This window comes from Pontibacter sp. LHS2 (assembly GCF_058932845.1).
The window spans coordinates 46,652-72,393 of record NZ_JBZYWG010000004.1; the positions used below are offsets into that span (position 1 = coordinate 46,652).

General features: G+C 46.8%; 27 protein-coding genes. 6 read left to right on the forward strand and 21 right to left on the reverse strand.

Features of this window, described 5'->3' with window-relative positions:
- Window position 1 precedes the first annotated feature (1 nt).
- The 4 genes from AC5FX6_RS18125 to AC5FX6_RS18140 form a co-directional block, all read right to left on the reverse strand.
- Window positions 2-454 (reverse strand): GNAT family N-acetyltransferase, encoded by a 453-nt coding sequence (locus AC5FX6_RS18125; protein WP_493598375.1) that lies wholly within the window; start codon window positions 452-454, stop codon window positions 2-4.
- 33 nt (window positions 455-487) lie between these two features.
- A complete protein-coding gene (locus AC5FX6_RS18130) occupies window positions 488-1,240 on the reverse strand; it encodes an energy transducer TonB (RefSeq protein WP_493598376.1) in 753 nt (250 codons plus the stop codon).
- 78 nt (window positions 1,241-1,318) lie between these two features.
- Window positions 1,319-1,957, reverse strand: coding sequence for a 2'-5' RNA ligase family protein (locus AC5FX6_RS18135; protein WP_493598377.1), 639 nt, complete (start codon window positions 1,955-1,957; stop codon window positions 1,319-1,321).
- A 107-nt stretch (window positions 1,958-2,064) separates the two neighbouring features.
- A complete protein-coding gene (locus tag AC5FX6_RS18140) occupies window positions 2,065-2,400 on the reverse strand; it encodes a DUF4377 domain-containing protein (RefSeq protein WP_493598378.1) in 336 nt (111 codons plus the stop codon).
- A gap of 130 nt (window positions 2,401-2,530) precedes the next feature.
- On the opposite strand from AC5FX6_RS18140, the gene AC5FX6_RS18145 reads away from it, so the two are divergent.
- Both AC5FX6_RS18145 and AC5FX6_RS18150 read left to right on the forward strand, forming a co-directional pair.
- Window positions 2,531-3,400 (forward strand): helix-turn-helix domain-containing protein, encoded by an 870-nt coding sequence (locus AC5FX6_RS18145; RefSeq protein WP_493598379.1) that lies wholly within the window; start codon window positions 2,531-2,533, stop codon window positions 3,398-3,400.
- 104 nt (window positions 3,401-3,504) lie between these two features.
- On the forward strand, window positions 3,505-4,359 hold the full coding sequence (locus tag AC5FX6_RS18150) for an SDR family oxidoreductase (protein ID WP_493598380.1): 855 nt from the start codon (window positions 3,505-3,507) through the stop codon (window positions 4,357-4,359).
- A gap of 147 nt (window positions 4,360-4,506) precedes the next feature.
- Here AC5FX6_RS18150 and AC5FX6_RS18155 read toward each other — a convergent pair whose 3' ends face one another.
- The 6 genes from AC5FX6_RS18155 to AC5FX6_RS18180 form a co-directional block, all read right to left on the reverse strand.
- Complete coding sequence (locus AC5FX6_RS18155; protein WP_493598381.1) at window positions 4,507-4,848, reverse strand: hypothetical protein; 342 nt, start codon at window positions 4,846-4,848, stop codon at window positions 4,507-4,509.
- A 172-nt stretch (window positions 4,849-5,020) separates the two neighbouring features.
- Window positions 5,021-5,386, reverse strand: coding sequence for a hypothetical protein (locus tag AC5FX6_RS18160; RefSeq protein ID WP_493598382.1), 366 nt, complete (start codon window positions 5,384-5,386; stop codon window positions 5,021-5,023).
- A 171-nt stretch (window positions 5,387-5,557) separates the two neighbouring features.
- Window positions 5,558-6,790, reverse strand: a complete 1,233-nt coding sequence (locus AC5FX6_RS18165; RefSeq protein WP_493598383.1) for a S41 family peptidase — start codon at window positions 6,788-6,790, stop codon at window positions 5,558-5,560.
- Window positions 6,791-6,873: 83 nt separating this feature from the next.
- Complete coding sequence (locus tag AC5FX6_RS18170; RefSeq protein WP_493598384.1) at window positions 6,874-7,620, reverse strand: hypothetical protein; 747 nt, start codon at window positions 7,618-7,620, stop codon at window positions 6,874-6,876.
- Between the two features lie 90 nt (window positions 7,621-7,710).
- Window positions 7,711-8,196, reverse strand: coding sequence for a DUF2306 domain-containing protein (locus AC5FX6_RS18175; RefSeq protein ID WP_493598385.1), 486 nt, complete (start codon window positions 8,194-8,196; stop codon window positions 7,711-7,713).
- 85 nt (window positions 8,197-8,281) lie between these two features.
- Window positions 8,282-9,097, reverse strand: coding sequence for a leucine-rich repeat domain-containing protein (locus tag AC5FX6_RS18180; protein WP_493598386.1), 816 nt, complete (start codon window positions 9,095-9,097; stop codon window positions 8,282-8,284).
- Window positions 9,098-9,942: 845 nt separating this feature from the next.
- On the opposite strand from AC5FX6_RS18180, the gene AC5FX6_RS18185 reads away from it, so the two are divergent.
- From AC5FX6_RS18185 to AC5FX6_RS18200, 4 genes are all read left to right on the forward strand, one after another.
- Window positions 9,943-11,148, forward strand: a complete 1,206-nt coding sequence (locus tag AC5FX6_RS18185) for an NADH-quinone oxidoreductase subunit D (RefSeq protein ID WP_493598387.1) — start codon at window positions 9,943-9,945, stop codon at window positions 11,146-11,148.
- A 146-nt stretch (window positions 11,149-11,294) separates the two neighbouring features.
- Complete coding sequence (locus AC5FX6_RS18190) at window positions 11,295-12,152, forward strand: phosphatase PAP2 family protein (protein WP_493598388.1); 858 nt, start codon at window positions 11,295-11,297, stop codon at window positions 12,150-12,152.
- 81 nt (window positions 12,153-12,233) lie between these two features.
- On the forward strand, window positions 12,234-14,648 hold the full coding sequence (locus AC5FX6_RS18195) for a DUF5686 and carboxypeptidase-like regulatory domain-containing protein (protein ID WP_493598389.1): 2,415 nt from the start codon (window positions 12,234-12,236) through the stop codon (window positions 14,646-14,648).
- A 145-nt stretch (window positions 14,649-14,793) separates the two neighbouring features.
- Window positions 14,794-16,305: an NAD(P)H-hydrate dehydratase gene (locus AC5FX6_RS18200; protein WP_493598390.1), complete on the forward strand. Its 1,512-nt coding sequence runs from the start codon at window positions 14,794-14,796 to the stop codon at window positions 16,303-16,305.
- Here AC5FX6_RS18200 and AC5FX6_RS18205 read toward each other — a convergent pair.
- The 11 genes from AC5FX6_RS18205 to AC5FX6_RS18255 form a co-directional block, all read right to left on the reverse strand.
- Window positions 16,302-17,186 carry a UbiA family prenyltransferase gene (locus AC5FX6_RS18205; protein ID WP_493598391.1) on the reverse strand — a complete coding sequence of 295 codons (885 nt, stop codon included), beginning with the start codon at window positions 17,184-17,186 and terminating at the stop codon, window positions 16,302-16,304. The genes AC5FX6_RS18200 and AC5FX6_RS18205 overlap by 4 nt on opposite strands.
- Window positions 17,187-17,299: 113 nt before the next feature.
- On the reverse strand, window positions 17,300-17,872 hold the full coding sequence (locus tag AC5FX6_RS18210; protein ID WP_493598392.1) for an inorganic diphosphatase: 573 nt from the start codon (window positions 17,870-17,872) through the stop codon (window positions 17,300-17,302).
- 47 nt (window positions 17,873-17,919) lie between these two features.
- Window positions 17,920-19,623: an alkaline phosphatase PafA gene (pafA, locus tag AC5FX6_RS18215; RefSeq protein ID WP_493598393.1), complete on the reverse strand. Its 1,704-nt coding sequence runs from the start codon at window positions 19,621-19,623 to the stop codon at window positions 17,920-17,922.
- Window positions 19,624-19,792: 169 nt separating this feature from the next.
- Window positions 19,793-20,680: an ATP synthase F1 subunit gamma gene (atpG, locus tag AC5FX6_RS18220; RefSeq protein ID WP_493598394.1), complete on the reverse strand. Its 888-nt coding sequence runs from the start codon at window positions 20,678-20,680 to the stop codon at window positions 19,793-19,795.
- Between the two features lie 68 nt (window positions 20,681-20,748).
- A complete protein-coding gene (gene atpA / locus AC5FX6_RS18225) occupies window positions 20,749-22,329 on the reverse strand; it encodes a F0F1 ATP synthase subunit alpha (RefSeq protein WP_493598395.1) in 1,581 nt (526 codons plus the stop codon).
- Between the two features lie 2 nt (window positions 22,330-22,331).
- Window positions 22,332-22,889: an ATP synthase F1 subunit delta gene (atpH, locus tag AC5FX6_RS18230; RefSeq protein ID WP_493598396.1), complete on the reverse strand. Its 558-nt coding sequence runs from the start codon at window positions 22,887-22,889 to the stop codon at window positions 22,332-22,334.
- 53 nt (window positions 22,890-22,942) lie between these two features.
- The gene (locus AC5FX6_RS18235) at window positions 22,943-23,437 is read right to left on the reverse strand and encodes a F0F1 ATP synthase subunit B (RefSeq protein WP_493598397.1); all 495 of its coding nucleotides are present in this window, start codon (window positions 23,435-23,437) and stop codon (window positions 22,943-22,945) included.
- 131 nt (window positions 23,438-23,568) lie between these two features.
- A complete protein-coding gene (atpE, locus tag AC5FX6_RS18240; protein ID WP_007653345.1) occupies window positions 23,569-23,832 on the reverse strand; it encodes an ATP synthase F0 subunit C in 264 nt (87 codons plus the stop codon).
- 37 nt (window positions 23,833-23,869) lie between these two features.
- The gene (gene atpB, locus AC5FX6_RS18245) at window positions 23,870-24,907 is read right to left on the reverse strand and encodes a F0F1 ATP synthase subunit A (protein ID WP_493598398.1); all 1,038 of its coding nucleotides are present in this window, start codon (window positions 24,905-24,907) and stop codon (window positions 23,870-23,872) included.
- 44 nt (window positions 24,908-24,951) lie between these two features.
- Window positions 24,952-25,335: a hypothetical protein gene (locus tag AC5FX6_RS18250; protein WP_493598399.1), complete on the reverse strand. Its 384-nt coding sequence runs from the start codon at window positions 25,333-25,335 to the stop codon at window positions 24,952-24,954.
- A 5-nt stretch (window positions 25,336-25,340) separates the two neighbouring features.
- Complete coding sequence (locus AC5FX6_RS18255) at window positions 25,341-25,571, reverse strand: AtpZ/AtpI family protein (protein WP_493598400.1); 231 nt, start codon at window positions 25,569-25,571, stop codon at window positions 25,341-25,343.
- Window positions 25,572-25,742: the final 171 nt, after the last annotated feature.

Genomic DNA, 25,742 nt, shown 5'->3' on the forward strand with positions numbered 1-25,742 from the left:
TTTAGTGCAGCACCTTCTCGAAGCACACACTGTTCCTCACCCCCGCATATTGCCCATAGTTTGGGATCAGCTGATAGCCGCTCTTTTGGTAGAGGCCAATGGCTTCCGGCTGTTTTTTGCCGGTTTCTAAAATGCATCTGTCATAGGAAAGCTCGTGTGCCCACTTTTCCAACTCAACCAAAATACGGCTAGCTATACCTTTGTTTCTTCCTTCTGGCAACACATACATGCGCTTCACTTCCATGGTGCCCGGCTCAAATTCTTTGATGGCACCGCATCCCAAAGGCTTCTCGTCTTCATACGCCAGCACGACATGCTTTATCTTGTCGATCTTATTGTACTGCGCATAAAAGGCGTGCTCATCCCCGTCCCGTACGGCCAGGTCTGCGTCGAGCAATTTGACCAAAGCTACAAAGCCGGGATCATCCGAGTCGGTTCTTTTCAGGTATAGCATGGATTGGAGGGTGTTATAGAGCGAGCAAAGAGCTTAGTTTTTTATGAAGAATCTGATCGGCATTACATACTCCACAGGTATGGCCTGCCCGTTTAAGATACCAGGCAACCAGGCATCCGGTATAGCTTTCACTACCCTCAGCGCTTCTTCGTCGCAACCATAGCCTATTCCTTTGACCACTTTATGGTCTGTTGTTTTTCCTTCGCTATCGATCTTAAAGGCGACTTTCACCTCTCCCGAAATGCCTCTTCGCTGTGCATCCCGCGGGTATCGGACGTTACTCATCACCGAGCCCAGCATCATGGCTGAGCCTCCGATGTAAAGTGGGGGTCTGTCCAGCTTGGTTTTGGTTTTACCATTGCCATCCAGCACACGGTACACTTGTTTTTTCTCTTTATCCCCGAACTTGAAGTAGGCGAGTTCGTTTTTGCTGTAATCATATTGCTGCTCCAATTCCCCTTTGGAGTTATAGAACTCCCAGATTCCAACTTTGTGACCAGCAACGTAAGTCCCTTTGGCTTTTAGCTGGGTGGTGTTCCCGTCACCTCTCTGGTATTCTACCCAAAGGCTATCTTTGAGCCCTTCCTTGTAAAAACCATCTATTAGCACTTCCCCTATATAACCTAGCTTCTGATAGCGGCCCTCCCGAATGGAGTCATCCGCTTTCAGCACATGGTATACTTCTTTGAAATAAGGGTTATGATGCTCCTTCGTGACTTCGACGGTGGTCTGTGCCAAAACAAGCGTTGGAAGCAGAAGCAGTAGGATCAATATTGATTTTAGCATTGTTAGGGTTTGATAGAAAATGCCCGGTAAAGCTAGAGTACCCACCAGCTTCTATACATCACGTCCGGCAGCGTACTTCTATAGCTCAAATTTGCATAATGTTTTCACATATTCCTTCCTTTGGTACCAGTCATTATATACCAGTTCGACTTTATGGACTGTACATGTGCCAAAATAATGCGCCTTGTGCTCCTCGACTATTCTCAATAAGGCATCCTTGTCTCTGAATTTTTCTTTGAACCTAACGATGGTCGAGTGGGCTGTTTGTATGGTATAGCGTTTATCAATTGACTGCTCTAAACCTGAGTTCCGGAAGTTACTTCTTAAGTTATTCCGAAGCTGGTTGAGTGTATCATCCCCTACAAAACCCTGCACCATCAGGGCAGACGGTGAAGCAGTAAGTCCCCTAAACTCAATTTTGAAAGGCCCCAGTCCCGCAATGCTCTTTTTAATAATCGCTATGTATTCCTCCACCCGGATCTGATCAAGATCGAACCCATTATAACATGAAATGATGGACATCACGGTCATATGCAGGTCTGAATTCCGGTAATAATACTGATTTGGTTCGATCAGCCTCAGTTTCAACAACAGCTTTTGGATCTCTCCTTTTACATTGTCATCTGGTCGCCATAAGAGGGTTATGCCAAACCGGCTGTCATGCGCAGCATCAATCAGTTCATCTACTTGGTAAGCATCAGCCTGTATACTGCGCATTGAGTCTTGATACAGTTTATGATAATGGGCTTCTAAATTCATTTTCTTACCAAATGGAAGTTTTCATTACAACGCGGTTACTAGGATCATCAGCCAAAGTATAGCAGCTATACCTCTTCCTTTGATAGGATTTTGATAAGGCTATACCTTAAACTTGAACCGTCAGCTGGTGGGTTTTCTACTTTTTCCACTTTCACCTTCAGCGTATAAACAAAGCCTTCTTCATACTGAAAGCCTATTATCTCGTCATAAAAAAGACCCCAGTCGCTGCTTCCTATCTGATCGCCTTGCTGCACCAGATAACATTTCCAATTACCTACAGCCTGGAAGGCTTGCTTGTAGTAGTTCACACGCATGGTCGTCTCGTATGTTGCTACTTTCTCTTTCGTGCAAGATGGCAATGTTATCATCAGGACAGCCAGGGGAAAGATCAGGTTTCTCATATGTTGGGCTTTTATTTGATGACCCTAAAAGAAGAACTTTGGTTGCTCCGAAAATCCAATAAATATAGCTCACTCCGTACCTTCAGGTAAAGAATTATTTTTACCTGAGGTAATGCATCTATCTTTGTATATGCCAACCCTGATTAAGCAAGTTGAGTTTAAGCCGGGACTTCCTCTGGAGATCGAAGTCATTCCGATTGCGGCCACTATCACGCGGCACAGCGCAGCTATGCGTATACCTCATAGAGCGGCTTTCTACCACATTGTGTGGGTACAAAAGGGCACGGCATCCTACTTCATCGACTTTGAACCAGTTCAGGTACAGGAAAACGCATTCCTGTTCATCAGCAAAGACAGGGTTAAGACGCTCCATACCGGTAACGGCCACGATGGTAAAATACTGCTCTTCACAGACAGTTTCTTTGCCCGATCCGAAGAAGACACGAAGTACCTGCACAGCACCATCCTGTTTAATGACCTCCTGGATATACCTGTGCTTGATGTAGCTTCCTTTCCGTCGCTGCAAACGATTTTCAACGAAATAGAAACTGAGCTGACAAAGGCTAATGATGCCTACCAGGCTGATATAGCACATGGCCTGCTACGTAGTTTGCTTTTGCTGGCAGAACGTGAAAGGATGAAGCAGGGCTTTAAAGAAATCACAAAAGGCGCCGATTTCGATTACCTCGTACTATTTAAAGATCTGCTGGAGGCACACTTTAGAACACTTAAAACGGTGGCCGGTTATGCTTCTCTTATGAAAGTAACCGAGAGAAGATTGACCAACGCAACTGCTAAGGCAGCAGGTAAGTCTCCCAAGTCGATCATCGATGAAAGAATCTTGCTCGAGGCCAAACGCTTACTCATCCACTCTAATTCCTCCATCAAAGAAATCGGTTATGAGTTGGGCTTCGAGGATCCCGCTTATTTTATCAGGTATTTTCGTAAGCGCACGCAGCATACGCCCATTGAATTCAGGGAAAGCTACCTGGCTGGCTAGCGTTCCGAAAAGTACCATGCTTAGGTCCATTATTCCCTTTCCTGCCCCTCTTTAAAGCCTGAATTTTGCGCATATCATTCATTAACTCAAAAGGAGGCATTACCATGAAAATAGGAGTAACAGGAGCAACTGGTCAGCTAGGTCGGTTAGTAGTGAACAAACTCAAGGAGAAAGTAGCAGCTGAAACGGTTGTAGCACTTGTGCGCTCGCCGGAGAAGGCAGCTGATTTTGGCGTAGAAGTACGTGAAGCCGATTACCACAAACCAGCAACCCTGGAGAGCGCCTTTAACGGCATCGATACCTTATTGCTTATATCCGGAAGCGAGATTGGGCAGCGGGCAGCGCAACATCAGAATGTAATCGATGCAGCCAAGCAGGCTGGCGTTAAGTGGGTTGTTTATACCAGCCTCTTACATGCCGACACATCGTCGCTTAGCCTGGCAGGAGAGCACCTGGCAACAGAGCAAACCTTGCAAACTGCAGGTATACCGTATACCTTACTGCGAAACGGGTGGTACACCGAAAACTATACAGGCTCTATACCTGACGCCTTGGCTGGAGGGGTATTTATTGGTAGTGCAGAAGATGGTAAAATCTCTTCTGCTGCACGAGCCGACTTTGCAGCCGCAGCGGTTGCTGTACTCACAGGTGAGGGGCACCAAGGTAAAACATATGAGCTAGCTGGTGACGAGGCCTATACCTTGAGCGACCTGGCAGCAGAGATTTCCCGACAGTCTGGGAAGGATATTCCGTACAAAAACCTGCCTGAAGCCGATTATGCGGCAGCACTAGCTAGCTTCGGCCTGCCCGAAGGTTTGGCGAAGGCCATTGCAGGCTGGGACGTATCTGCATCAAAAGGAGATCTTTACGACGAAAGCCGCCAACTTTCCCAATTGATCGGGCGACCAACAACGCCACTCGCTGCCTCTGTTGCCGAAGCGCTTCAAGGTGCTCAATAAGCTACTTAAAGCCCAATAACCATATAAAACATCAAAAGCTACCATCCTGGTAGCTTTTGATGTTTTATATGGTGTAAATCAATCAGATTCACTGGTAGTATATACTTTATTCAGCCTTGATTATATAGGTCTGGCTTTATTGGGTATTCAGCTCTCTATACCGACTATCCCGATGTACTTGGCATTCTGAAAAAATGTGCTGCAGGACTTCGTATCTTGATTTTCACAAAGTGAGTTGCCCTCACAATCGGTTGGATTGATCGCTATGTCAGCGCAATTATTTCCTAACACATAGTATTGCTTATTTTGGTATTCATATAAGCTCAGATAGTTCTTACACCCTAATTCTTCGCCCTTGTAACTAACCATCTGCTTTTGTTTCAGGTAAGTGTCTAAGCAATCATCAATACAGGAAACATTTTCTTTGTCACAGCCCAGACTGAAAAGCATCAGGGTAACAAAAGCTAAATTCAGGACAATACTTTTCATAAAATTCTGGTAGCGTTTATATGCTTTATCAGGTATAACGGTTTTGTATAGAAACAGTACAAGCAGGCGAACTTAATTTTTCGCTGGATAATCAGGGCAACTAGCGAGTAAGGACTTCGGAATTGAGAGCGAATTAAGTATTGCCCTATAATTCTGCTGGGCGAATATTTATTTATTCGTACATCTGGAAAGTTACCGTGCTGCTAGTTTTAGCAACCCCATAATTTTCTTCATCCCGAAAATTCACCACACCTGATTTTATCTCTTGCTTGTCTTTTCTAAGTTCCTGCGCTAGCTTTCCGATTTCTCGGGAAATTTGTTCTTTTTTCGCTGGCGTGTAATCATCAAATTTTGAATCAGTGAGTGATACAATCAATTCATTATTGTTTTTGATGTTTACTTCAACTTCCTCAGTTCCATATTTCTCAGCTATAGATTTTTTCAGCTGATTCATATACTCAAATTCTCCGGTCACCTGTGAGCAGCTGAATAAGGCAATTAGAAAAATCGTCAGGATTGCGGAAGTACACGTTTTCATTCTTTTGGTTTTGAGTTTGTTATTTAAAATTTTGTGGAATGTTCCACATACCGGGCGTTGGGCATTTGACGGCACCCCAGTTTCCAGATATAGTTCAATTGGCTAATGGATATAATGCCTGACTATTCAATATAGTCCTATTGACTTGTTTGCAGTGTTTTAAGCTGTTCTTTATTCTGCCATCTTCCTGAGCACTTCTATACCCTTCTCCAGTGTTTCGTCTTTTTCAACAGTTGTCTGCTTCACATAAACATCCGGCACATATCTTTCTCTTGGCGTGCCGTTGATGTGAAATAGTTTAGCTGTTGAAAGCCTGAAACCAAAGTTTTGGTTCTTTAATTGAAACCCGCTCATTTCGCCTGCTAATCTCTCCATTTCTGACCCAACCACTTTTGCACGCCCCATTCCATCAAATCCAATCGCTAATCCTTCTCCCATACTTCCAGTCCATCGGCCAACTAATACAGCTACTGGTTTCTCATAGCGCTGAGCCCTTGGACTCACATATTCCAACCAGCTCCTTTCGACTTGTGGGTTGCCACCATACTGCTCTATCACGAAGTGCTTTTGGTATGGGAGCTGTTTATCTATAAACCTACCCATTATTCCACGGGCTACATAAGAGTTTCCGCCGTCTACGGTATTTCGCAAATCAATGATCAGTCCTTTTGTGTTCATCATACCATCTAAGGACTTATCAAATTCTTCAATGAGGTTGTTATCACCTAGAGAGTTATTAATTCTGATAATTCCGAACCCCTCCCTTGTTGTACTGGTCAATAAGCTCTTGTCACTCTTATATTCAATCTCGTCCAGATCGAACTCAATGTTTTTTCTATTGGCTAGCTTTAGAGTCAAGACCCTCGGTTGATTGTAACGACCTGCTATGATTTTATTGACGATCCATTCTCTTACTATGTGAGCGTTTTTATCATGGCAATGTGTTGGAAATTCCTCAATTGCCTTATTGACATCAACTCCGTTTACTTTTAATAATTCTGCTCCAATTAGGTTTATGGTGAGATTTTTAATCTGAGTTTGCCAAACATTAGAGATGATCAGTTTCCCATTTTTGATAGTCACATAAATCGGAGAGAATAGCCGAAACGATGATTTTCTATTTGTATTTAAGATAAGGTGACTATCATAAAATTCATCCAGAAGGTACTCAAAGAAAAGAACTGTTTGCTCCTCTGTTTTTATAGTAGGAATTTGACTTTCATAAAACTGACGGATACAGTTTAAGTCTACATTTTTTTCGTGCAGGTAAGCATAATTATCCGATATATCATTTAAGATTTCGTCTAGGTCTTCTTTGATTTTAGCTTGGTCTATTACCTTTTCTTGTGAATACACACAGTGAAATCCCAAGACAATTGCCAAAGTCAAAATCAGTTTTTTCATTTGAGTTTAGATGGTCTTTTAGATTGGGTGGAACGTTCAGTGCCTAGTCGAGGCATAGCGGAAGTATGCCTTATTAGTCAATTTTATTTTATGGTAAGTCTAAGGTAAGAAAAGTCCTTCTGCTTTGGCTCGCCTTGCAACAGCTCATACTGTACTGTTGGAATCACTTTCAGAATGATTGCCTGTGGAGATTCCCAGTACATTTCAAAGGGCTTCCATTCCTGCTGCTTTATTTCAAGATACTTCTCAATAGCTTTTCCTGTTCCCTGTTCTACCACTTTCCAAAGTTGTATCCCATTAGGTGAAGACTCCAGCATAGTTGGAATAGAAATGTTTGCCAAGTGTTTTTTGTCTGGTGATACAACTGGCTCTGTCCATGTTGTTGCTGCAACTTCACCATTAGTCATGTCAATAAGGTAGGTCTGATAATCTTCGTAAAAGATGCCAGCAACGAGGTATTTGTTCAGGTTTTTATGCTGCCCCAGATACTTATATTCTCTCATGGCAGGGTCATCCGTATTCAGAAGCGTATCACCGAAAGCTTCTATTGGTTTCCACTCCCCATTTATTTTCAAATTCATTACACCGTTCACCTTGCGAGCTTCATCTTTCCCCATGCGAAAGCCAGTGCTATGCTTTGCCGCCGCTTTTCTGAAATCTTCTTCTGATACTTGCTCAATAGTATACTGTGAAGAAGGTAATTCATTTCCCTCTTCGCCTTGGGAAATAGCTTCGACTAGAGTCGTTTCATCTGTTAAAGCCTGCTCTCCAGTTTGACTGGTGCAGCTAAGTATAAATAGCGTTAAGGGCAGAAGAAAGGCCTTTTTCATTGATTGTCAATTTTGAGTGACGGTCTTGTATAAAAGGCAGACGAGGCATAGCCAGAGAGCGGCTTTTATGCCTTGTTAGCATTTCGTTGTTTATTTCTTGATACCGAATAGTCTTGACCATTTTGATTTATTTAACCCAAAACAAACGGCAGCTACAAGCATTATTATAACAAATGAAATTCCAACCATTCCGAAAAATGAAGATTCAGCTATTCTTGTTAAAATTTCCGCTGCAAATGCTGAGTACAACCCTATTACTGACCAATACATAAATGAAAAATGCATGAATTTCCACTTATTGATTGGTTTTCTAGTCCATATGGGTATCATTCCTAAGCTTATTGTTATAAGACTGAAGACAGTGGCATAATGAAACACTCCCCACCCGTTAAACAATCTATAAATCATAAATGCAGTTAGTAATAACAAAAACATACTAATTACATAACCGTATCCTACTCGCTTATGTAGAATAGTTCCTTTTTTCATTAATAGGACTAAAGTCCCAGTTACTAAAGCAACTAGTGAAGCAAGTAAATGAATTAACCCGTATACATCTCCGACTAAGTGCTCCATTTTTTATTATTAATTAATAATGAATACTAACGTCTTGTGTGAGGCCATCAGCCGAAGCATAGGGTATAAACCTTGTTGTATGAAGTTATTTTATTTTTCTTAGATACTTTTCATACTCACCTGACTCAACAGCTTCTTTTACACTTCCATACTTCAAACTTGGTAAAGAATTGTATAAAAGGTTCAAATCATCTCTAGTCCACCAATAGCCAACTTCTAAATGTTTCAATTTCTTCAGTTCAGAAATAGGTGTAATATCTTTTGTAATAACCTCTGTTCCGTCCAATGATAAATACTCTAAGTTGCTCAGATTATCTAATCCGGAAATCGAATCTAAAAATTGTTTCTCCCACATATCACCTAGAATATGCAAGCCCTTCAGCGATTTGATTTTAGTTATAGGGGTTATGTCTCTTATTAATTTCAAGCCTCTGATTTGAAGAGTTATTAAATTTTTCAAGGCTGACAGCCCATTCATATCTGTCAGTTTGCTTGAACTTTCTATTTTTAAATGCTTTAGTTGTTTCAGATTAGAAATAGAATCTAGGTGCTTGATAGCTATTTTTCCTTGTAAGTTCAGAGCTTCTAACCACTCCATTTTGCAGATTACATTAAAAAAGTCTTGATTAATTGACCCTTTTACCCAAAGGAACCTGATATTTTTTAAACCGGGTAAAATCTCAATCCAGTCTTTCCTGTGTCTTTTAAACTCTTTCTCAGACAGTCCGGTCCAAGCACCAACATTAATCCACAACCTATCTAGCTCATAAATATTTTCAGGGATACTATTAAGAGAACTAGAAGGTACATTTTTCTCGGTATTAACATCCCCATAGGTCCACACACCAATCCTAATATCTTTGTCAGTCAACTCAACTCTATCCATGTCTATCTCTGCCATATATTTATTGGGTTTGGTAATTGCATACAACGGATTTGGCTATGGTGCATTTTAATGCACTATAGGTTTTGTTGTGTGAAGAGTTTTTACCATTTATTAGAGTTACAAACTATTGTTCTGCCGTCCTCCATAAATAGTATTTCATAATTTTTATATCCATAGTCTTTAACCAGAATGTTTGCTATTCCAACATTAGAAACCTGCGAAAGAAGGAAATCATTTTCCGAGGTTTTCAAGTATGTTTTATTCTCTTGAAATCCCCTTTCTAGGAGTTTGTTGTATGTCAATTTATAGTCACTTGGACTTAATCTAACTGTATATGAGATGTTATAGTCACCAAATGAACTAGTGCCCCGCTTATTAATCAATTCAGCCGAATCAGGAAGCTTTATACTCGTATTTTCCTTGTAGTCGTCGAGGTAAAATTTGTTAGTTGGGTAAAAATCTGTAAACAAAAAGTAAGATAGAATCAGGATTAGAAAACTAGTTGTGATTATAGAGGTCCTATTGCTCGTAGTCTTTCTAAGGATTCTGTAAGCTGCCCAAACCAAGATTAGCGTAATACAGACAAATATGAGAGTTATCATGATGGTAACATCAAAGTAAGTTTAATCTATTCTATTTATTCGTTTTCATTACACACAACTACTGTATAAACGGAATAAACATCCGGTTTTTTGTCATTTTCAACAGATAACCGGAACCGGACTACCGAATATACTATATATCTGTTAAACTATACCTCCCTTTCTCTATTATCTCTACCTTGCAAACCCTCCATTATTCCCCCATTTTTCCGAACTTTGCTTAACTAAGAACATTTAACTCTTAACTAAATCTCCTCCTTGTCTACCACGCACAAAGAATACCTGCTACAGTCGGAGCCGAACAAGTTCAGCCTGGATAACTTGCGGGCGGGCGAGATGATCGTGAACATGGGACCGCAGCATCCAAGCACACACGGTGTACTGCGCCTGGAGGTAGTCACAGACGGGGAGATTGTGCAGGAAGTGGCGCCACACATTGGTTATCTGCACCGCTGCTTCGAAAAGCACGCCGAGAGCATGGCCTATAACCAGACCATCCCTTACGTAGACCGCATGGATTACCTGGCCGCCATGAACTCCGAACACGTATGGTGCATGGGTGTGGAGAAGTTATTAGGTATAACCGATCAGATTCCAAAACGGGTAGAGTACATCCGGGTGCTGGTGGCGGAGCTTAACCGACTTGCTTCTCACTTTCTGGCTATTGGCACTTACGCCATCGACATTGGAGCTTTTACACCGTTTTTGTGGCTGCTGCGCGACCGCGAGCACATCCAGCGTCTGCTTGAATGGACAAGTGGAGCCCGCATGCTCTATAACTACATCTGGGTAGGCGGCCTTTACTATGACCTGCCTATCGGATTTGAAGAGCGCTGCCGTGAGTTTATCAACTACCTGCAACCCAAATTAGATGAGCTGGACACCATCCTGCTCACCAACAAGATTTTCGTTGACCGCACCGCCAACGTAGGCGTGCTGCCGCTGGATGTGGCCATCAACTATGGTTGCTCCGGCCCGATGCTGCGTGGCTCCGGACTGCGCCATGACCTGCGCCGCGTCGACGGATACAGCGTATACCCGCAGCTGGAGTTTGACGTGCCAATCGGCAAGGGCATGATGGGCAGCACCGGCGACTGCTGGGACCGCAACTATGTGCGGGCGCTCGAATGCCGAGAGTCTGTCAAGATCATCAGCCAGTGCCTTGATGTGTTGCTCGGCGAGCAGAAGCGCACCCCTGATTTTGACCCACAGGCAGCTTGCCCCAAGAAGATGCGCATGACCGGCACACAAGAGCTTTACTTCCGGGCCGAAACACCTCGCGGCGAATTGGGCTACTTCTTCCGCACCACCGACCGCAGCGACGTGCCTTTCCGCTGCCACGGCCGTGCTCCAAGCTTTGTAAACCTCTCCGTACTGCCCGAAATCAGCCGTGGCTGCATGGTAGCCGACCTGATCGCTATCGTAGGCTCCATAGATATTGTGTTGGGCGAAGTAGACAGGTAAACTCCCTGCTGCTTCGGGCTGAAGTACATGCTATAGCATGCAATGAAGCACCCTCTCAAAACTCATGCTAATCGTAATCGTTAAAAATTAAGAATGTGTTAATTTTCGCACTTCAGAATGCCAGATGAATTTCCTATAGCAAGTATATGAGACTAAACCAGCTATTCACTGTACACTTACTTTGGATCACAATCCTGCTAGGTCCTACCATGGCAACTGCCCAGGTAAAGCCTTCCAAAAAACCGGGCCCTGACACACTAAGGGCTATTTCCGTAGACCCGCGTTTCTTCGTACCCCCTGCCGACACGGTACTTCCCGGTCAGAAAAACCCTTTCACAAAGTCGCAGCGACTGGAAGGCGACAACAAGCGTTACCTGAAGCGAGCGGTTATACCTGCCGTAGCACTGATCGGTGCCGGTATCTATACCATGGGAGGACGCGGGCTGTTGAGCAGCGATGATGTTTTCAATTACAGAACCCGGGTTTTTCCGAAGTTTGCGACCAATGCAGATGATTTTGCCATGCTGGCTCCTTTGGCAGGCCTCTACGGCTTCAATATTATTTCGTCTCAGAACAGGCACGAACTCGGTCGCCAAACAGTGCTACTCCTTTCTTCCGGCGCATTGGCATCGGCTATCGTGTGGCCCACCAAGAAACTCACCGACAGAGACAGGCCGAATGGCAAACCCTACGCCTTCCCCTCGGGGCATACGGCTTACGCGTTTACGATCGCCACATTCATGGACAAAGAGTTCCGACACAAGAGCCCTTGGGTGAGTGTGGTGAGTTATGGTATAGCCGGTGGCACCGGGGTGCTGCGTGTGCTGAATAATGCGCATTGGTTTTCTGATGTGCTGGCCGGTGCAGGTGTAGGGATACTGTCCGTGAACACGGTCTATTGGGTACAAGCCAAACTCACCAAGGGGGGCGGCCTGAACACAGCCATGTATCCTGTTGTGTTGCCGAACGGGCAGATGGGCATGGCCATGGCTGTTACCTTCTAATCCTCTCTTATTTCACACAAGGTATAGTCTGGCGTCTTCCGCTCTGTGAGGAGGCGCCAATTCTTTTTATATCTTTACCATATGCCCATAAAAAGCCTGTTCTTTTTCTTGTGCCTGTTCCTGCAGGTGCGCCTTGTCACTGCACAGGTATACCAGGTGCAGGGCACGGTGCGTGATGCCAACACCCGGGAACGGTTGCCCTTTGTGAGCATCGTCGTGAACGAAGGGGAAACAGGCACAACCTCCAACCTGGACGGCCAATACCTGCTCCGGCACAACCGCCCCATTACCAGCCTGCGATTCAGCTATGTGGGTTATACCCCTCAAGTGGTACCAGTTGATTCGCTGTCGCAGCTTGACATCGCCTTGCGTCCTTCGGCTGCTCAATTACGGGAAGTCGTGATTCGCTCCGGCATCAATCCGGCACACCGCATCATTCAGCTGGCGAACCAGCACCGCGACCGCCACCGCCCCGACAATATCCCGGCTTATACTTACCGCACTTACAACAAGTTCATCCTGACGGCCAATGCTCCTGAAGACCTGAACCTGAGCGATACCCTCCGCCTTTCAGAGCAGGACTCATCGGTGTTGCGCATGCGCGACCTGCTGGCCAAGCAGCATCTCTTCCTGATGGAGAGCATCACCGACTATGCCCAATTGGGCAAAAACCTTTCAAAGGAAACCATCCTGGCAACCCGGGTATCAGGACTGCAACAGCCGAGCTTTGGCGTAGTGGCAGCTGAGGCACGGGAGTTTTCGGTGTATGATGACATGCCGGTGTTCTTCGGTAAGCGCTACCTGAGCCCCCTAAGCAATGGCAGTATCAGGCGCTACGACTTTGTGCTCCAGGAAACGGCTGTAGTGGGAGCCGATACGGTTTTTATCATTTCTTATGCGCCGCAGTCTGGCAAGAACTTCAACGGCCTGAAAGGCTTGCTTTACATCAACAGCGATGGCTGGGCTGTGCAAAATGTGGTGGCCGAGTCGCATGCTGATGATAAGCGCGGCCTCAAGCTGCAGCAGCAATTTGTGAAAGTTGATAACCGGCAGTGGTTCCCTTCGGAGCTGGATGTGGAGATCACCGTGCAGCAGATTTACATGCGGGGCCACCAGCCCTACGCGCATATCCGCACCTATATCACCAATGTGAACCTGGATCCGCCGCTGCGCCGCAGTGATTTTGGCGTGATTGCTCTGGAGCAGCGACCCGATGCCTGGCGTCAGCAGGAGCAGCTCTGGCAACAGTACCGCCCCGACTCCCTGTCACTTAAAGAGCAGACCACTTATCAGCGCCTCGACAGTGTAGGCAAGGCGCAAAAGCTCGACCGCACCATCCGCACCATGGAGTATCTGATGGCCAAACAACTGCCCATCGGCCCCATCAGTCTGGATCTGAACCGGTTGCTAAAGGTAAGTCGCTTCGAAGGTCTTCGGCTAGGTATAGGCGCTCATACCAATGCGCTTCTTTCTGAGCGCTTCACGGTGGGCGGTTACTGGGGGCATGGCCTGCGTGACCAAGAGCACAAATATGGGGCTGATGCCGCCGTCAAGCTGCATAAACCGTCTGAACTCACCCTTTCGGCTGCCTATGCCGAAGACGTAGAGGAGCCGGGAGGACGTCGTTTGCCTTTCCAGGAGCGTGCACTGCTCCGTGACCTGCGCCCTGCCTTACTGCCTTACCTGGACTACAGTACTCAGCGAAGTGCCGGCCTGAGTGGGCGCATGCTGCGCTATGTACAGTGGCAGGCAGGTATACGGCAGGAACAACGCCGGCCAACACTGCCGCTTTACACGCCCGAGCCAGGTATAGGAACGACAGAGTTTAATATCACAGAGGCTACGGCAGGTATACGTTTTGCCTTTGGCGAACAGTATATGCATCTCTTTAACCGCATGATGCCCATGCCAAATCGCTATCCTGTGCTTTGGTTACAGTATACCAAAGGGATTGACGGCCTGGAAAGTGATGGCTATACCTATAACAAAATAGATTTGCGTGCCGAAGGCTCCTTTAGGCAGCGCAGCCTCGGCGAAACCAATTTTGTGCTGGCAAGCGGCTGGGTGCAGGGCGATGCACCTTTTGTAAGCTTATACAATGGCTACGGCAGCTACAGCTCCAACTACAACGTGTATGCCGGCGAAGGCTTTGAAACGATGCGCCCCTATGAATTCTTTTCTGACCGCTACGTGGCCCTTTTTCTCCGCCAGGATTTGGGCAAGCGCCTGCTCAACACAAAACTCTTCAAGCCCGACCTGGTACTTGTGCAGAACATGGGCATCGGTGATCTGCAGCAGGTTATACCTGGGCTACAGTCAATGGAGTATAGCAACATGCGAAAAGGATTTTTTGAATCCGGCCTGATGCTCAACAATATCATCAGCTCTGCTTTCTCTGGTGTAGGAGTCGGTGCTTTTTACCGCTACGGCCCCTACGCTTTGCCACAAGCTAAAGACAACCTCAAGATCAAACTGACGGCAACTCTTGCGTTTTAAATAGGAAAAACTGGTATTGAACAAGCTGAAGAGGTGGTCTGTACCTTGTCGCGTCTACTGTTATACCTTTGATAAATTGGACTACTAGGTATAGGCATCTAAATGCGCACAACTATCTCTGGATTCAGAAGTATAAAAATAACGTATGAAAATCCTATCCGCCCAACAAACCCGTGAAGCTGATGCGCAGACCATCCTTGAGGAAGGCATTGCTTCAGAAGAATTGATGGAACGTGCAGCTCGGGCCTTTGCAGGTTGGCTGGAAAACAAGTTTACACCGGAACACCCTGTTTGTATCTTCTGTGGGCCCGGCAACAATGGGGGTGATGGTTTGGTGGTAGCCCGGCTCTTGCACCAGCGCCTCTACGATGTGCAGCTATACCTGGTCAACGATGGCGGCCAGACATCCCCGGATTTTCAGGTCAATCTGGAGCGCCTGCCGCATGAAGTGCCTCCACACCAGATCAGCAGTAAAGACGACCTGCCTGCTATACCTGACAAAGCCTGTGTGATCGACTCCCTGTTTGGCACTGGCCTTTCCAGACCCGTTACCGGACTTTACGCCGATGTGATCCACTGGCTAAACGAACACAGCAACTGTACCGTCGCTGTTGATATTCCTTCAGGCTTGTTTGCTGACAAGCAAACACCTGCCGAAAGTGCCATTATACAGGCAGATCATACTGTGAGTTTCGAGCTGCCAAAGCTTGCTTTTTTTCTGCCGCAGCATGCGCACTATGTTGGCGACTGGCACATTGTCTCCATTGGTCTGAGCCCGGCATACCTGACAAGCGCAGAGTCGAACTTTCATTACGTGACACAGCATCAGATACAGCAACTGATCAAGCCACGTACCAAATTCTCGCACAAAGGCACCTATGGGCATGCATTGCTACTTTGCGGAGGCTACGGCAAAATAGGCGCGGCAGTGCTTGCCGCCAGGGCATGCCTGCGTAGCGGCATAGGGCTCCTCACTGTGCAGGCTCCTGCCATTGGCTATGATGTGCTGCAGACGGCTGTGCCGGAGGCTATGCTGCTACCTGACAATAACCGCAAACACTTGTCCCGTCTTCCGGAATCACTGGAGAAGTTCAATGCCATAGGTATAGGCCCGGGCATTGGCACTGAGCGAGTCACCAAAACCATGTTGGGCCAACTGCTGGCTACCTGCGACCTGCCACTCATCATCGACGCCGATGCCATCAACCTGATCGCCAGCAGCGACAAACTCAAGGCTCAGCTGCCCAAAGGCAAGGTCATCTTCACGCCTCACCCCAAAGAGTTTGAACGGTTGGTCTGCAAAAGCAACAATGAATATGAAAGGCTGGAGGAACTGCGGGAATTCTGCCGGGTATACCAATGCTATATGGTGCTCAAAGGAAGTCATTCGGCTATCGCCACACCGGAGGGGGACATTTATTTCAACACGACTGGCAATGCAGGTATGGCTACAGGCGGAACCGGTGACGTGCTGACCGGCATCCTGACAGCTCTGGTTGCGCAGGGCTATACCTTAAAAGAGGCTTCCTTACTGGGTGTATACCTGCACGGTCTTGCCGGCGACCTGGCTGCAGCGCTAGTTGGAGAGATCGCCCTGATCGCGTCCGATGTGATCCAGCATTTGCCTCAAGCTTATCAGCATCTGAGCCGTTCTTAGCTGACGGCCAGGTATACTAAAGCAAAATGCACCAGCATAGCGCCATCAGCCAGCAAAGCATAATAGATGCGAGGCTTCTTCTCGGATGCGTTCCAGACGATCAGGCCGGCTACTAAGACAGCACTTAGCAAACTGACCAGCACAGCTCCTTCTTCTGTGAGCAGCACCAGCAATAGGTATAGCGTTAATAGCCCAAGCGACAAAAACCGGGTATAGTTCTCGCCCAGCAGCCCCGGGAAGGTCAGCGTGCGGGTACGGCGATCGTAGGTATAGTCGCGGATGTCGAACAGGAGGGCCAGCGCCAGAATAAACAGGAAGCGCCGCAGCCACAGCAGCATCACCTGCCCATCCAACTCAACCGCTGAGTCGATCAGGGGAAACAGAACAGTGACGGCAGACCACACCAGGGCAATCAGAAAAACCTTCAGCAAGGGTATACTCCGGAAAGGCTTGAGCCGGTTGCTCCCCAAGGGGATGGTGTAGCCGACCGAGATCAGTGCCAACGCCAGCACAAACCACAGGCTGATCCGAAGCTCATAGAGAAAGAACAGGACAATAGCCCCTGTCAAACTAAGCAATGCCAACACGGCCAATTCCCGTTGATAGCGGATACCCCAGGGCTGCGCTGCATCGGCTGCACGCCATCCGCGCAAAGTCCGTTGCAAGCTGCTCGTATTATATGTAAAGAGTGTCGCCAGAAACACAAAACCCGCCATCGGAAGTGATACTTCATTCCCTGTCAGCAGGTAGGTTTCTACTGTTAGCCCGAAAGCGCACAACGAGATAAACACACTGCTGTAGAGGAAGGCTTCTATGCCTGCTCTAAGCCAGTCTGCCAACGGTGGCTGGCGCCTTATCCCGGTGTATTCTTTTTCTAGCATCCCTATCCGCAAGTTCGCAATTCAGGACTGGCTTTCAAACTCCGGCCTGCTGTAAATAAAAAAGCCTGACACAGGTTTTACCCCACATCAGGCTTTACAGGAAAAGTAAAAATTTAGATTGTGCTTTTTGGTTCTGTTTCGCCAAAGGTAGCGTCATACAGTCTGATGCTCTCCTTGATGATCTCGTAAGCTGGCTCACGACCCAGGAATTGCTCCACAATTACTTCTTTGTGCTCGAGCTTCTTGTAGTCTTCAAAGAAACGGCGCATCTCCAGCAAGGTATGTGGAGGAAGTTCTGAGATATCGTTGATGTGACGTACAGACATATCGTTGTTTGCCACCGCGATGATCTTGTCGTCTTCTTCGTTGTTATCGATCATACGCATCACACCGATCACCTTCGCATCGATCAGGCACATTGGCACCACGTCAAGCGAACAGATCACCAGTATATCAAGCGGGTCTTTGTCGTCGCAGTAAGTTTTAGGTATGAAGCCGTAGTTGGCTGGGTAGTTCACTGAAGAGAAAAGTACACGGTCCAGTTTCAGCATGCCACTCTCTTTGTCCAGCTCGTACTTTGCTTTCGAACCTTTCGGGATTTCAATAATAGCAGTAACGACTGCCGGGGCCTCTTCACCATAGCTCACACTATGCCATGGGTTATTTTTTTCTAAATTCTCCATCATATATTCTTTCTTAAAAGCTGTCGTATACTTCGTCCCGACAGGTATTGTTACTTCATTAATTCTTGTAATGGGCGCCCCACACTTCCATTCGGTTCCTGTATGTACAGCCACGATGCAATAGTAGGGGCAATATCTGCTACGGCTGTTTCAACTGAGCTCTCGCCCGGCTTTACTTTCCAGCCATACCATACCAGCGGCACATGGGTGTCATAGTTACCGTAGGAGCCGTGTGTGGTTCCTTTTTGCGGTCCGCTTCCGTAGCCTTCGAACCAGCCTGGCTGCAATACTACGATCACATCGCCGGAGCGCTGTGCATTGTAGCCGCTCTCAATGCGTGACATCATACCGCTTGCCCAGCCAGCTCGCTGTATAGCTTCAGCTGTTACGGCTCTCGCTACGCCATCAAAACGCATGACATAGTTAGCCGCCGCTTCCTGTACCTCAATTCTCGTCAGCTTCTTGCCTTCAATTGTCTTACGATCCAGGTATACCTGCTGGTTAGTATAGCGTTCCACCCAGCGGCCTTTGCCAAACTGCTTATTCAGGTGACGCTCTAGTGAGTCGCGCAGCATGCCTGAGTTAGCTATACCTGCCGGAATTTTCAGCGATTCCATATAAGCCGGAACGTGTGCCGCTCCGTGGTCAGCAGTCAGGAAAATCAGAACATTATCTTTGCCAATCTCTTTTTCGAGCAGGTTGATCAGCTCTTCGATCTCCCGGTCGAGGCGCAGGTACACATCCTGCACTTCGATTGAGTTGGGGCCAAATGAATGCCCTACATAGTCAGGTGTTGAGTAGCTCAATGCCAGGAAATCAGTGAAATTGCCTTTGCCTAAGTTCTCGCCACGCAAAGCAGCTTTTGCAAACTCCGTTGTGAGTGTGTTGCCTGCAGGTATAGAGCGGATCAATTCGTAATCTTTGCCACGGATGGCAGGTATGTTATGCGGAAACACAGGCCTTTCTTCACCTGGCAGTGCTCGTTCCCAATCCATGTCATCTGCTGTGCTTTCGGTGTACTGCTCTATCGGCAGCAGCGTATTCCATACCTCACCTAACAGCTTATCCGGATGCTTTTGATTATTAAACTCCTGTACCCAACTTGGTAAGGTGTTCGCATAAAACGTGCTCGTGATCCAGTTGCCGGAAGGAGAGTCAAACCAGTAAGCTCCGTTTCCGGTATGGCCAGCCGGCAGAATAGATCCTCTGTCCTTCAGCGCTACACCAATTACTTTTGACTGCATGTTGTTTGATAGTCGCAGTTCATCAGTGATGGTGGTAGTTAACAGATTTCGAGGGGACATCAGGCCCGCATCTGACGTACTCCCCACAGTTTTGACGCTCGTGTCCTCCACGCAGTACATGGATTTCCCTGTGGTTCTATCATACCAGGAGTTACCAACAATACCGTTTAAGGCAGGTACACTGCCGGTATACACCGAAGCATGACCTGGCCCCGTGTAAGTGGGTACGTAGCTGTATTGATTGTTTTTGAAGTTGAAGCCCTGCCTTACGAGTCTTTTAAAGCCCCCTTCGCTATACTTGTCCCAGTAGCGGTACAGAAAATCGTAACGCATCTGATCTACTACAATACCAACGATCAGTTTTGGACGGCCTTCTACGCCAACAACAGGTTGATTTCCCTGCTCTCTTGCTACGCTTGGGCTGTTGGTTGTAGTACAGGCCTGTACTGCAATCAAAAGTACTGCCGCTACTATAGTTTGTATGCCGGATCTAAGACCGCTTAACTTCATGTGTATGTTGTTGAGTTTCTCAAATATAGGGAACACTTTCCAACTAATCGGCTAGCATACAATCCTGTATTTGATGTTTTAACAAAAATATAACACACTGTATTATATCCCCAAAAAAAGAACGCCCACCTGGTGTGATGGGCGTTGCTTCTATATTTGGTATTTGCTTTTATTTTGCAGCAAGCGCCTCTGCACCACCCACGATCTCAAGGATCTCTTTGGTGATGGCCGCCTGACGCGTCCTGTTGTAGGTAAGCTTCAGCTCTTTCAGCAGTTCACCTGCGTTTTCTGTCGCTTTGTCCATGGCAGTCATACGGGCACCGTGCTCGGAGGCATTAGACTCCAACACCGCTTTGTATACCTGAATCTTGAGTGACTTAGGTATAAGCTCCTCAATGATCTGCTCTTTTGATGGTTCGAAGGTATAATCAGCTACTACATTGCTGGCTGTCTCTTCTACTGGCTTATCTTCTATCGGCAGGAACTGCTCGTTACGCACAATCTGCGTCGCTACGTTTCTGAACTCGTTATAGATAATGTCTACCTGATCAAACTCACGAGCCACAAAACCATCCATGGCACGCTCCGCGGCAATGCGAACGGTGTCAAATGAAAGGTTTGCGAAAGTGCCGGTGAAGTCACCAATCACTTTGTAGCCTCGCTTGCTCAGCGCTTCAGCACCTTTACGGCCAATGGTCAGGAAGGTAAGGTTACCGGCCTCTAGCTGGCTGCGGTATTTACCTTGTGCCAGTGTATTGGCTGCTTTAATGATGTTTGAGTTAAAAGCACCCGCCAGACCACGGTCAGACGTTACCACGATCACCAGCACTCTGTTAGCTTCACGCTTCTCAGAGTAGATGTTCGACACAGAACCTTCTGTTAGCTGAGACAGGTTGGCTAGGATACCACTCAAACGCTGCGCATAAGGGCGCATACGCAGAATGTTGTCCTGAGCACGTCTCAACTTGGCAGCCGCCACCATCTTCATGGCTTTGGTGATCTGCTGTGTCGACTGTACCGATGTGATGCGGCTTCTAACCTCTTTTAAACTTGCCATATTCTATATGTTATGAGCATAAAGTTAGAGACCGCCTTTGTCAGCAGTCTCTAACTCATAACTAAATATTACTTTTTGTAACGGGCAGAAAGCTCTCTGGCTACCTGCTTGATAACACCTGTCGTCTCGTCGTCCAGCTTACCGGCCAACAGTGCGTTCAGTGTGTCCTGGTGCTGAGCACGCATCGTGCGCAGGAAGTCTTTCTCGAAAGTTCTAACTTCATTCACAGGCACGTTGTCCAACAGACCGTTTGTAGCGCAGTAGATAATAGCTACCTGCTCTGCAACTGATACTGGAGAGAACTGTGGCTGCTTCAGGATCTCGAGGTTACGACGACCACGCTCAATTGTCAGCTTAGTCGCAGCATCCAGGTCAGAACCGAATTTCGCAAACGCTTCCAGTTCACGAAACTGCGCCTGATCCAGCTTTAATGTACCAGATACTTTCTTCATCGCTTTGATCTGAGCGTTACCACCCACACGCGATACAGAGATACCTACGTTGATCGCAGGACGGATACCTGAGTTGAAAAGGTTTGTTTCCAGGAATATCTGACCGTCAGTGATCGAGATCACGTTCGTTGGGATATAAGCAGAAACGTCACCAGCCTGCGTCTCGATGATCGGAAGTGCTGTCAAAGAACCACCACCTTTTACCAAGTGACGGATAGACTCTGGCAAGTCGTTCATGTTACGAGCGATCTCGTCAGAAGCGTTTACCTTAGCGGCACGCTCCAATAAGCGAGAGTGCAGGTAGAATACGTCACCAGGATAAGCTTCACGCCCTGGAGGACGACGCAGCAGCAGAGACACTTCACGGTAAGCAACAGCTTGCTTAGAAAGGTCATCATAAACAACCAGTGCAGGACGGCCGGTATCGCGGAAGAACTCACCGATTGCCGCACCTGTAAATGGCGCGAAGAACTGCATTGGAGCCGGATCAGAAGCAGAAGCCGAAACAACTACTGTGTAATCCATAGCGCCACCTTCAGTCAAAGACTTCACTACCTGTGCTACAGTAGAAGCTTTCTGACCAACGGCTACATAAATACAGAACACTGGCTGTCCTTTTTCGAAGAACTCGCGCTGGTTCAGGATGGTGTCAATTGCAACGGCAGACTTACCTGTCTGACGGTCACCGATGATCAGCTCACGCTGGCCACGGCCGATTGGAATCATGGAGTCGATCGCCTTGATACCAGTCTGCATTGGCTCGTTTACTGGCTGACGGAATACTACACCTGGTGCTTTACGCTCCAGTGGCATTTCGTACAGTTCGCCTGCAACAGGACCTCTACCGTCGATCGGCTGACCCAGTGTGTTAACCACACGGCCAATGATGCCGTCACCTACTTTTACAGAGGCGATGCGGTTGGTTCTTCTTACAGTGGCGCCCTCTTTGATTTCGCTGTAGTCGCCAAGCATTACGGCACCTACGTTGTCTTCTTCCAGGTTCAGAACAAGCGCCTGAAGTCCGTTCTCAAACTCTAATAGCTCACCAGACTGTGCTTTGGAAAGGCCATAGATACGAGCGACACCGTCACCCACTTGCAGTACTGTACCTACTTCTTCCAATTCTGCCTCAGAACGGAAGCCAGATAGCTGCTCTCTTAGTATGGCTGATACTTCGTCAGGTCTTACTTCTGCCATGATTATAATTTATTGATATAGGGGTTGTCTTTAAATTTATTTCTCAGCTTGTTCAGGTTATACTTCACAGAGCTGTCAATCTGCTGATCGCCAACACGGAGTACGAAACCACCGATGAGTGACGGATCAATCTTTTCTTCTAATTCTACGCGCTGACCTGTCTGGGCTACCAGACGCTGACCCAGCTCGTTGCGCAGTTCTTCTGTCAATGGCACTGCTGTTGTTACACTTGCAGTCGTGATGCCTTTGTACATATTGTACTGCGTTGTGAACTCCGTTGCCATAAACTCCAGCACTGACTCACGGCCTTTGCGGGCCACAATGCTAAAGAAAGCAAGGGTAAGGTTGTTCATTTTGCCTTTGAACAGTGCATTGATCACTGCCAGCTTCTTGTCTGACTTCACAATTGGGTTGCGCATCAGGAGTTGCAGGTCTCTGTTCTGGTGAAGTACTTTGGCGAACAAATCCATGTCCTCCTTTACTTGTTCCAGAACACCTTTTTCCTGTGCCAGCTCAATCAGTGACTTTGCGTATCTCGAAGCAATTCTAATTTCTGACATATTGCTTTATTATGGCCTTCTCACTTAAATAGTGTTGGGGCTATGTGATACGATTAGTTAAGCGTTACTTCGTTGATGTAATCTTTAGCCAGCTCCTGCTGTGCCTGCGGGTTGCTCAGTTCCTTGCGCAGGATACGCTCAGCGATATCTACAGAAAGGGCAGCTGCCATGTTCTTCACTTCCGTGATAGCGGCACGCTTCTCGTTTTCGATAGACTCACGCGCCTGGGCGATCATGCGAGCACCTTCTTCGTTTGCTTTTTGTCTGGCATTCTCAACAAGGGCGTTACCAGCATCAGAAGCTTCCTTCAGGATCTTGTCACGCTCCATACGGGCTTCAGCCAGCAGTTTTTCATTTTCAGCCTTCAAGCCTTGCATCTCCAGCTTTGCTTTTTCAGCAGCGCTCAGTGCATTTTCAATAGAAGTCTCACGTTCGTGCAGCGCAGTCATGATTGGCTTCCAGGCGAACTTGGAAAGCAGGAACAGCACGATGATGAAAGTCACCAGCTGCCAGAAAATTAAACCTATACCTGGGGTTACTAATTCCATTGTGTATGAATTTGAATAATTAGGTTCTAATCAGTTTACCAGCTTAGCGCCGGCATTGCTTTTAACTATTTAACTATTTTGATCTCTCCGTCCGGACCATGCGTCCGGACGAGAGATCAATACAAAGGATATTAGCCTTTGAAAGAGATTAGCAAGCAAACTACCACACCGAAAAGTGCAACACCTTCGATAAGGGCAGCCGCGATAATCATAGCAGTCTGGATTTTACCACCAGCTTCTGGCTGACGCGCGATAGACTCCATGGCTGAACCACCGATTCTACCGATACCCAAACCAGCGCCAAGGGCAACCAGACCAGCACCGATACCGGCACCCATGATAGCCAAACCGAAGTCGGTTGTAGCTGCTACTGCTTGAAGCAAAATTGCTAACATAATTATAGTTATATATAGTTAAAAAATAAAAAACAGATTAATGATGCGCACCGTCTCCGTAACCGTGGTCACCTACGTGGTCATGCTCTTCTACCGCGCCACCGAAATACATCGCTGAAAGCAGAGTAAAGATGTAAGCTTGCAGCAGAGCTACGAACAACTCCAGGAAGTTCATGAAAGTAGCAAACGCCACGCTCAAAGGACCTACCGCAATGCTCTGGAAAATAAAGATCAAGCTGAACAGGGAAAGAATGATAATGTGACCTGCTGTGATGTTGGCAAAAAGACGAACCATCAGGGAGAACGGCTTGGTAATGATACCAATCAATTCAACCGGGATCATGATCGGAGCCAACCACATCGGCACGCCTGGTGTAGCGAAGATGTGCTTCCAGTAGTTTTTGTTACCGCTAAACACCGTGATCAAAAGGGTCATAGTAGCCAGCACAAGCGTAACAGCAATGTTGCCTGTCAGGTTAGCGCCACCTGGCATCAAACCAAGCAGGTTGTTGAACCAGATAAAGAAGAACACGGTCAGCAGGTATGGCATGTAGCGCTCATACTTAGGACCGATGTTCGCCTTAGCGATTTCGTCACGGATAAAGATGATGATCGGCTCAAAGAATGACTGAATGCCTCTTGGCGCTTTGCCGTTATTTGTCTTGTAGCTTCCAGCAATAGTAAAGAACACTGCAAAAAGCAGGGCCACACTAAGGAAAAGAGAAGCAACGTTCTTGGTAATAGAGATATCAATCAGAGAAGACTGATCAGCTGCTGGCTGTCCATTGGCATCAGCACGGTAGATGTGACCGTGGCTCACCATGTAGCCTTCATAAGGCACCAACTCATGATTCTCGTCATAGAAGTTACTTGATGAAAAAACCTTCGGACTACCGTTATCAATCAGGATAACAGGCAGGTAAAGCGTCAAACCATCGGCAAAATGCCAGTTGTAATCATCCGCGATGTGATGGGTGATCATATCGCCTGGCTTAAACTCGCCGCCTTCAACCGGAGCCTCTGCATGCGCAGTGATCGTCAGGAAGGAAAACAGTAAAATAAATAACTTCTTCATTAAGAGAGATTTAGAAGCAAATTTAAAATCCGCAAATGCTATTCTTAGTTTTGCTTTTTCAATTGCGGTGCGAAGTTAGTTATTAAGCTGTAGATTTCAAACCCGGTAAATAGAAAATATAACGCGAAGAAGTTGAAAACGAACTTCAGCTCATTTTCAGAGTACATGAAAACGTAAATAAAAATAACGGCTATACTGAGGATCATCCGGAAACCCATAGAGCCAAAGTAGTACAACTGAAAGTTATCCGGGTCATAGCCCACACCCAATCGCGACACATAATAGGCCAGCGCCGTTACCACGACCATAAATCCTAAAATATACCAGATTAGCGGGTGAAGCAGTGCGGTGCCTGTATAAAAGGAGAGCAAGCCGATGCCAATGCTCACGACACCTGTGAAAATGAGTAGGTTTCTGAAGAATTTCAATGTGGTTACTTTTTATTTAATGATACTATTACCAACACCATAGAAGCCACAACAGCCACCACCAGCAGCACGATCGTCATCCAGGGATTCTTGTTGCCCATGTACTCGTCTAGCTTGGAACCTGCCCAGGCGGCCAGCACCATCGCCCCGATCATCTGGAAAGCAAGCCCTGAATACTTCATGTATGGCTTATAAGAATCTTCGCCTTTCGGCTTCTGTTCATCTGGCTGTGACATGCGCTGGGTTGTTTTTCAAGGATTTGCAAAATTACGCTTTTTTCATGGGCTTATCTGCAAGTTGATTTCAATTAGCGAGGTTTTTAAAGTCTCCTTAAAGCCTTCTGAGGGCTGAAACCATTTCTTATTTTCTATAGTTCAATAGCGGGCTTCAGGCTTTATCCACAGACT

Coding starts and splice junctions, on each gene's coding strand:
- AC5FX6_RS18160 (WP_493598382.1), bottom strand. CDS start 5,386: ATGAAAACGTGTACTTCCGCAATCCTGACGATTTTTCTAATTGCCTTA.
- AC5FX6_RS18130 (WP_493598376.1), bottom strand. CDS start 1,240: ATGCTAAAATCAATATTGATCCTACTGCTTCTGCTTCCAACGCTTGTT.
- AC5FX6_RS18210 (WP_493598392.1), bottom strand. CDS start 17,872: ATGATGGAGAATTTAGAAAAAAATAACCCATGGCATAGTGTGAGCTAT.
- atpA (WP_493598395.1), bottom strand. CDS start 22,329: ATGGCAGAAGTAAGACCTGACGAAGTATCAGCCATACTAAGAGAGCAG.
- AC5FX6_RS18140 (WP_493598378.1), bottom strand. CDS start 2,400: ATGAGAAACCTGATCTTTCCCCTGGCTGTCCTGATGATAACATTGCCA.
- atpB (WP_493598398.1), bottom strand. CDS start 24,907: ATGAAGAAGTTATTTATTTTACTGTTTTCCTTCCTGACGATCACTGCG.
- AC5FX6_RS18180 (WP_493598386.1), bottom strand. CDS start 9,097: ATGGCAGAGATAGACATGGATAGAGTTGAGTTGACTGACAAAGATATT.
- pafA (WP_493598393.1), bottom strand. CDS start 19,623: ATGAAGTTAAGCGGTCTTAGATCCGGCATACAAACTATAGTAGCGGCA.
- AC5FX6_RS18195 (WP_493598389.1), top strand. CDS start 12,234: ATGCCCATAAAAAGCCTGTTCTTTTTCTTGTGCCTGTTCCTGCAGGTG.
- atpH (WP_493598396.1), bottom strand. CDS start 22,889: ATGTCAGAAATTAGAATTGCTTCGAGATACGCAAAGTCACTGATTGAG.
- AC5FX6_RS18145 (WP_493598379.1), top strand. CDS start 2,531: ATGCCAACCCTGATTAAGCAAGTTGAGTTTAAGCCGGGACTTCCTCTG.
- AC5FX6_RS18125 (WP_493598375.1), bottom strand. CDS start 454: ATGCTATACCTGAAAAGAACCGACTCGGATGATCCCGGCTTTGTAGCT.
- atpG (WP_493598394.1), bottom strand. CDS start 20,680: ATGGCAAGTTTAAAAGAGGTTAGAAGCCGCATCACATCGGTACAGTCG.
- AC5FX6_RS18135 (WP_493598377.1), bottom strand. CDS start 1,957: ATGCGCAGTATACAGGCTGATGCTTACCAAGTAGATGAACTGATTGAT.
- AC5FX6_RS18255 (WP_493598400.1), bottom strand. CDS start 25,571: ATGTCACAGCCAGATGAACAGAAGCCGAAAGGCGAAGATTCTTATAAG.
- AC5FX6_RS18190 (WP_493598388.1), top strand. CDS start 11,295: ATGAGACTAAACCAGCTATTCACTGTACACTTACTTTGGATCACAATC.
- AC5FX6_RS18150 (WP_493598380.1), top strand. CDS start 3,505: ATGAAAATAGGAGTAACAGGAGCAACTGGTCAGCTAGGTCGGTTAGTA.
- AC5FX6_RS18170 (WP_493598384.1), bottom strand. CDS start 7,620: ATGAAAAAGGCCTTTCTTCTGCCCTTAACGCTATTTATACTTAGCTGC.
- AC5FX6_RS18175 (WP_493598385.1), bottom strand. CDS start 8,196: ATGGAGCACTTAGTCGGAGATGTATACGGGTTAATTCATTTACTTGCT.
- AC5FX6_RS18205 (WP_493598391.1), bottom strand. CDS start 17,186: ATGCTAGAAAAAGAATACACCGGGATAAGGCGCCAGCCACCGTTGGCA.
- AC5FX6_RS18155 (WP_493598381.1), bottom strand. CDS start 4,848: ATGAAAAGTATTGTCCTGAATTTAGCTTTTGTTACCCTGATGCTTTTC.
- AC5FX6_RS18200 (WP_493598390.1), top strand. CDS start 14,794: ATGAAAATCCTATCCGCCCAACAAACCCGTGAAGCTGATGCGCAGACC.
- AC5FX6_RS18165 (WP_493598383.1), bottom strand. CDS start 6,790: ATGAAAAAACTGATTTTGACTTTGGCAATTGTCTTGGGATTTCACTGT.
- atpE (WP_007653345.1), bottom strand. CDS start 23,832: ATGTTAGCAATTTTGCTTCAAGCAGTAGCAGCTACAACCGACTTCGGT.
- AC5FX6_RS18235 (WP_493598397.1), bottom strand. CDS start 23,437: ATGGAATTAGTAACCCCAGGTATAGGTTTAATTTTCTGGCAGCTGGTG.